General features: G+C 43.6%; 2 protein-coding genes. Both read right to left on the minus strand.

The genetic code is table 11. The features are described 5' to 3' along the window. On the minus strand, positions 1 to 4,613 hold a 4,613-nt coding region (locus BLQ18_RS16830; RefSeq protein ID WP_245668179.1), incomplete at its 3' end, for a Kelch repeat-containing protein. A gap of 345 nt (positions 4,614 to 4,958) precedes the next feature. Continuing rightward, positions 4,959 to 7,957, minus strand: a 2,999-nt coding sequence (locus BLQ18_RS16835) for a PKD domain-containing protein (protein ID WP_139150420.1), incomplete at its 5' end; no start/stop codon positions are given.

Below are 7,957 nucleotides of genomic sequence, written 5' to 3' on the forward strand. Positions count from 1 at the left end.
CCGGTGACCTCCATTGAACTGATGAAAAGCCCTGTGTTGCCATCTATGACATCTAGATCTATCTCCAAGGTCTCCCCATCGTTGAACACAACAGTTGTGGGTGCCGATAATGCACTGCCTACAATAGGTGTCCCAACAGGGGCATCCTCGCCCAGGTATTCCAAGTTTTTCTGGTTCCCGCCTCCTCTATTGGGCGAGCCTCCCAATACATGCACCCCTGGACCGGAAACTATCGCCTGGATGCCCTGTCTCTCATAATTCATGTCGGGCAATCGGTCCCATGTTTGGGTAACTGGATCGTATTCTTCGGTTATGGACAGTGCATCATCCGTACTGACGCCATAGACCAGTTCATTTTGAACCTCTCCCCCTATCACAATCAATTTGTCGTTGAAATTTACCGCTGCTGCACCCGCACGTGGTGTCGGGATGTTTTGATCGCTTGGCAGAGTACTCCAGGTGCCAGAAGTAAAATCATAGACATCCACTTCTGCTATGACTGGTTTGAATACTCCATTAGTGCCTCCTGAAATCCTTCCCCCTGCAACATACAGTTTATCTCCTATCACCACAGCAGAAAAGTGGTCCCTTGCCCTTGGGGCATCTGTCAGAGTGGTCCATGTTCCCGTTGCTGGATCATACTCATCAAATTGGGCCACATAGCCCCCATCGTGACCATCGTTGTTGCCGCCCACCACATAAAACTTGTCGTTGTACAAGGCCAGGCCAGCGGAACCTCGTCTTCTACCCTCTGGTATCTGTGGACCTTGGATCCATTCCTGAGAGGCTGGGTCGAACATCCAAATGTACTCCGCCGGTACTTCATTGGGGTAGGCGTTACTTTTAAAAGCACCAATGACCCAGATCAAGCCTTTGTACTCTGTTGCTTGAAAATGGTTAAACTCCAGTTGGGCACCATCAACTGTTGGAGTAATCCCTGTCAATTCTGTCCAACTATCATTGGTATAATCATATACATCAATGCTTGTCGCGTTTTCACGCCCCCCCATTACATAAAAATGGATTCCTGACTGCACAAAGGAGTTTTCATGACGGGCAGTATAACTTTCATCCTCGTCCTTGTCCGTCCATGACAAATTGTTACTTATAATGGTCCAATCAAAATTTATTGTAACCGCATCCAATGATTGCTCATCACCATCATCTACCACAATACTTACACTATAAGGACTTCCAGTCGCCGCCAATGGCTCAATTGCTCCACCTATTTGTCCATTTGTTGGTTCTATAAAAACACCTGGAGGTAAATTAAATGCGCTAAAGGAAAGATTACCATCACCTCCCGAGGCAACAACGCCCAGACTTCCGTCAAGAATATCACCCTCCATGTTATGTTGATTGGCTATAGGTTCTACAATAATGGGGTTTTGATCCGGAACAATGGAAAGTATCTCTATTGCATTGACCAATGGATTCTGAACTTCATGGATAAACTGTACATTCAATTCACTATCCTGTACATCTACCTGATAACTTAACATTCCACCAGATTCGTGGCCAAATAATGCAACAAGGTCAATATTTTGCCCCACAACCTGTCCTTCAATGGCAATATCAAAAACTCTATCCCCTACTTGGCTTGTTCCTGAAAAGCTATTCCCTAAATAGAGATTGACCACATAATTGCCATTTGCAACTGGGAATAAAAATTCCATTTCCTCCCCAGTTTCAGGATCATACCTTTCAAGTTCAAAAAGTGATTCGAAAGTTGATTGGTTCATACTTGCAGGTATGCTGGGGTGGCGATTCGCATACAACAATCCTGATGGATATCCCGTACCTGTATTAACACTATACCCTGGACCGCTTGTAGCACCATTGGTGTCATTCGATTGCCAATCAACTCCATCTATAGGGTCTGTAACCAAACTTCCAGAAGCATTAACTCTAGCTACTACACCAGCATCCGTAATAGGCTCTTCACTTATCACATTCAAAAAGTCCCATGACCCTTCCAATTCCTTACCTGGAGTATTGGAGCTGCCAATAAATCCAACGGCCAAATCAAGACTATTGGTTTGAATGGCCTGCAAAATAGTGCCAGAAGCATTTATCTGTCCCAATGAAGTTCTTGGGTTGCTATCTATCTCGTATTCTAGATCAACAGTACCAACGACAGGGTCGACCACAAAATAAAACCTGATGCCACTTGTAGGCCTGTCTCCCAATGCAATAGCAGCCTCCATTGGTGTTCCCGGTATATCGTCGATTTCTTGAAGTGCAGTGAACCCATCGGTGGTGACCACAAACTTGATATAATTACTCTGTGTTCCATCGCCAATGAAAAAACCTAATTCACCACCCGATACTCCATCAGTATTTTCATATAATCGGAGAGGCCCCGTAAAGCCGTTCATCCCACCGACCACGGCAAACTTTCCAGTAGTATTGTCTACTTGTACACCATATTGATATCCCTTATCCTGGTTGTTCGAAGCACCTAATGCGGTCCCTTCGGTCATATGGGATGTCATAATACCAGGGGCGCCACCAAGCACATCGTTGGGATTCGGGCCGTTGTCCCTATCGTCAATCCAATCCAACCAATTTGCTGCTGTATCACCATTGTTCATCAATCCTGTCATCCCCAAACCAAAAATGCCACCAAGGCCTTGTTGGTCGTTAAAGAGATCATTGCCAATCGGAAGGACAAAGGCATCGCTTCCTGAAGTTTCGGGATCCCCCAACTGGAAAGGATCTGAAGCATCTGGAATCCCATCGTTATCATCATCCAAATCATTAAGGTTCGATACCAATGGAGCTCCCGCAGATTTATCAAAATCGTCGGGTTGAGAGCCCCCATTACAGGGATCAGTTCCATTATCCAACTCATCTTGATTTGTATAACCATCACCATCAAAATCTGCCAAAGGCTCCCCTTCGGGATTATCGCACTGGATAAAATCCTGAGGTTCAAAAACTACAATGAGTCCATTGAGTGTTCCTGCCCAAATTGTCCCTGGAAAAATATCATTATCACTATTACAGGTAATACCAAGTGCGTTTCCTCCAATACCAGATAGAAAATTTGAGGTCAAATTCTGTAAACTTCCATCAGTCTGCAATTGGACTCGTCTAATATAACCTCCATTGTTTCCTGCCAAAAGATTTCCCTGCATAGCTCCGGAAAAATTGGATGCCGTATATTCATCAATGCCGTTTGTATTGGTACCCCATATAACGACTGGGTCATCATCAGGCCCATCAGGATTTGTTGAAGATGGACTTCTCCAATCGCCTTCTACTGGATTCGCAGTTTTTACCGGTGGCCAGTTTGCGGGCAATGCAATACTTGGGTCGGATGTTGATCCTAGTGTCGATCCATCAGGATCGTATACCAATGTTCTAAAAACTTGTGTTGAACCATTGTCCGTAAATAGTCCTGCCCCCGAAGGGTTCGCCCTTGTCGGGTTTGGGTGCCCACCATATAAGGACCCAGGAACATAAGACTGTACGTCGGTGGTAATCAATTGCAGGTGATCCTTATTATCAATTATTTCTCCACCCGAAGAAGATTGACTTCCGGGCTCAGCAGGGTCGTATGCATTTGTGACGGTGCCATCTACCCCTTCATTGACCGGAAAACCACCCCAGCCTCCATTGGCCCCATTATCCGTAGCGTATAGGGCGCCACTTTCTGTAAGTACAATATCATATGCATTCCTATAGCCCGGGGAATATATTTGTACTGGGCCTCCTGTAACTACCATGGCCTGATTCAGTCCATCATTGCCTCCCCATGGATCGTTTAAGTCTATACCATCATAATTAGGATCATTTGGATCTGTGATGCCATTTGCATTGGCACGAGTAGGATCGTCCAAGGTTGGAAGGTCATAAATGAATTCACGTCCATCCACATCAGTTTGAGTTGGAAGCAAATTGATAGCATCAAGATCCACCGACAATATTGCTCCTGAAAGGGCATATTCACAGGTGAATACAAAGTTAGTCGAAGGTGCCCCTCCATTAGTGATACCTCCTGAGGCAACAATGAGATATTCTGTTCCGTTGATCGTAGCGACCTCCAGCCCATTGGTGGCATGGTTTTCCTCCGATCGGGGAAGTCCCCTTACCAAATCCACTACATCCCATTCTGTCCCAGTCCATGTAAAACGGGTTATCACTCCTGAATTGGTATCCAAATCAATATCCCCATTTCCTCCACCAGAACCTGCTCCAATCCTAAAATCACTGGAAGTAACATAAATTATAGGATTCGATGCAGTACCTGCAACGGTCAAACCTGTAGTTTCTCGACTGGAACAATCTCCAGAAGTACCAGTGCAAGGACTACCATCATCATCATGGTTGACAATATTTTTTACACCTGACAATGTCTCAATGTTGGTCACAACATAATCTGTTGGGCCATTTCGCTCAATAGTCAATATTTTGATGGTGCCCGGATACTCTGCAACATATAAACGTCCGTCGGGACCGTACATCAATGAAGTGACCCCCTCCGAAACGTTGCCAAGTCCATTAAAGTTTATTTGACTTTGCGTAAAATTCTGAGAAAATGTTTCAACAGAAATAATAAAAATCAATAGTTGAAGGAGGAATATTCCCCGAGAGTAATTTTCTTTCATATTAGAGCTTTGATTGGTTTTTTTCGGGGGTATTACGAAGATAAAACGAAGACAAAAATCTTTATTACAAGATTATACCTATTAGCTGAACTACCTATTAAATCGATGAAATTCATCTACATAACAGCTTAACTATCAATATGTAACTTTAAAATATTGATGAATATTGAACTTACTCTATCTAGGGGCTATTCTATGGTACGATTGTAAATAGAAAATAGTGGGATTGCAGTATTTCTATGATTTAACCAAAGCACTACATTGACACATAAAAGAGAATGGGGTCAAAATAAAAAGAGGACGATTACATCGCCCTCTTTCATCTAAATTATACTATCGCAAAATTTAATTCCTAACCAAAAGCTTTAATTCTATGGGATCTCCATTATCAACTTCAATGGTTACATAGTAAAGTCCATTCCTAAGCGTACTTACTGGAACTCGATATGAATCTGTATTTTCATAATAAGCTTGTGAAGCATCAAAGGTTCCTACTAATTTACCCGTAGAATCGTGCAGATGAATATAGGTAAGCACTGTGCTGCTAGACATCTGACTCAATTGAATATTTGCATACCCATCAACATCAGGAGCTGGGTTCGGAGCAATTACACCAACAATATCATCAGTCTCTTCCTCTGAAACCGTAATAGTAATTGAGTCTGTATCAGTTACACCCTCTGCATCAGTAACCGTAAGTTCTACAGTATAGGTTCCTGCTTCGTTGTATGTATGCGTAGGATTCATTTCAGTAGAGGTTTCTCCATCTCCAAAGTCCCAAGCATAGCTTACAATTTCAATGTCATCAGTAGAATTACTACCTGTAAATGCTACTTCCAATGGTGCATCACCACTTTCAGGTGTTGCAGAAGCAACCGCTAAAGGAGCTTGGTTACCACCTACTTCGGCAACCTGGATGGTCACTGTGTCCGTACTTGTCAAACCTTCTGCATCTGTTATCGTCAAAACTACATCATAAGTGCCCGAAGTATTATAAGTATGGGTCGGATCAGCCTCTGTTGAGGTGTTTCCATCTCCAAAATCCCAAGCATAACTTACAATTACAACATCATCGGTAGAATCACTACCCGTAAATGCTACGTCCAATGGTGCATCACCACTTTCAGGGGTTGCCGATGCAACAGCTACAGGAGCTTGGTTACCTCCTACTTCAGTAACCTGAATGGTTACTGTGTCCGTACTTGTCAAACCTTCTGCATCTGATACGGTAAGCTCCGCAGCATAGGTTCCTGAAGCACTATAGGTATGGGTCGGGTCCGCCGCCATTGAGGTGTTTCCATCTCCAAAGTCCCAAGTATAGCTTACCACTCCATCATCATCTGTAGAATTGCTTCCCGTAAATGCTACTTCCAATGGTGCATCACCACTTTCAGGGGTTGCTGATGCAACAGCTACGGGAGCTTGATTTACCGCTGACACAACAATAGTTATTGTTGCGATATCTGTTAATCCTTCATTGTCCATTACGGTCAAGGTAACATTATAAGTTCCTCCTTCATCAAAAGATTTAACAGGGTTTATTTCACTTGAGGTTGTTCCATCTTGGAAATCCCATACATATGATGCAATACCAACATCATCCGTAGAGCCACTACCATCGAAGATTACTGGCAATGGAGCCTGTCCTTCTGTTGGGTTCGCATTGGCCATCGCCACAGGGGCTTGATTACCACCAGGTTCGGTAACCTGAATCAATACTGTAGCAACACCTGTTTCGCCTTCTGCATCTGTCACCGTAAGTTCCGCTATATAGTTACCCGAATCAGTATAGGTATGAGTTGGGTCGGCCTCGGTCGAGATGTTTCCATCCCCAAAATCCCATTCATAGGAAACAATTCCTGCATCATCTGTTGAGCCACCTCCCGTGAAAAATACTTCTAATGGTGTCTCACCAGTATCTGGAGTGGCCAATACTACTGCAACAGGAGCATCATTGGTTACCGTAACCGATATGGTATCAGTTCCTGTCAGACCTTCACCATCTGTTACTGTTAGAACCACATCATAAGTTCCCGAAGTATTGTAGGTATTGGTTGGATCGGCCTCTGTTGAGGTGTTACCGTCACCAAAATCCCAAGCATAGGAAACAATTCCTTCATCATCTGTTGATGTGCTTCCCGTGAAAGATACTTCCAAAGGAGCATTTCCTGCTTCGGGGGTAGCCGTAACCACTGCGACAGGCGACTGGGTCACGGTAATGGTAATTTCATCAATACTTGTTAAGCCTTCAATATCGGTTACTGTGAGTATAACCGTATAGATTCCTGGATCATTATATGTATATGTTGGATTAGCCTCTATTGAAGAATTTCCATCTCCAAAATCCCAAGCATAACTTTCTATTACCAAATCATCAGTCGAATTATTAGAGTCAAAATTAACCTGAAATGGCGCTTCACCTTCCGTAACACCTGAGAATGCCACAGCAATTGGTGGAATACCTGTACCTGTAACCTCTATGGTTATGCTTTTGGTATCAAAATTCCCATCACCATCACCAACCATTAAATCGACAATATACGTCCCTATTTCGGAAAATTCGTAGGTAGGGTTAGCTTCTGTTGAAGTATTACCAGTACCATCGTTAAAACTCCATAAATAACTAATCACTCCTGCATCGTCTAATGAATTGCTTCCTGTAAAGTTCACTTTTAAAGGTACAATACCTGTAACCACATCTGCTTCGGGTACGGCAATTAAATCTCCAGATTCTCCCACATGCCATACAAAGTCAATAGACTCCTCACTAACAGGGTCGCCATCATCTGTAACCGTAACCGTTACATTATAAGGGCTATTGGCTGCTGCTCCAGCAATATAGGTGCTTCCACCTTGCGATTCTGGAGCATTGTCCAATATCGTAGTGCTATAATTGTAGCCATAGGTATCCACTTTGTAAAGAGCCATTCGATCTATGGCATGGCCTGAAGAACGTTCGGATACTTCCATGGTATACGTTCCAGGGTTTACGAACCAAACATAAATATTATGATCATTGTTATCACTTGTCCTTGCCTGCCAATCATAGGTTTCGGAAGTGCCTGCGCTTCGGTACACTTTAAAATAGCCATCAGCTCCAGCACCATCCGGTGTTGTGGATGCCGTTATCCTTGAACTACCTATTGGAAACACGATTTCTGACTGTGCCCCTTGGAGGTTGGCAATAATTTCCGCTTCATTTGCTGGGTCACCTTCCGGTGTACTGGCATCGATGCCAAAGAACCATACATCGTCATTGTTCGGGAATCGTAACCAACTATCGTTTTCATCGGCCGGTGTTGGCCCCGAAAAGAAATTCTTCCAATTGAACCTATACACTCCTG

Origin of the sequence: Flagellimonas zhangzhouensis (genome assembly GCF_900102925.1) — a bacterium.
GTDB lineage: Bacteria > Bacteroidota > Bacteroidia > Flavobacteriales > Flavobacteriaceae > Flagellimonas > Flagellimonas zhangzhouensis.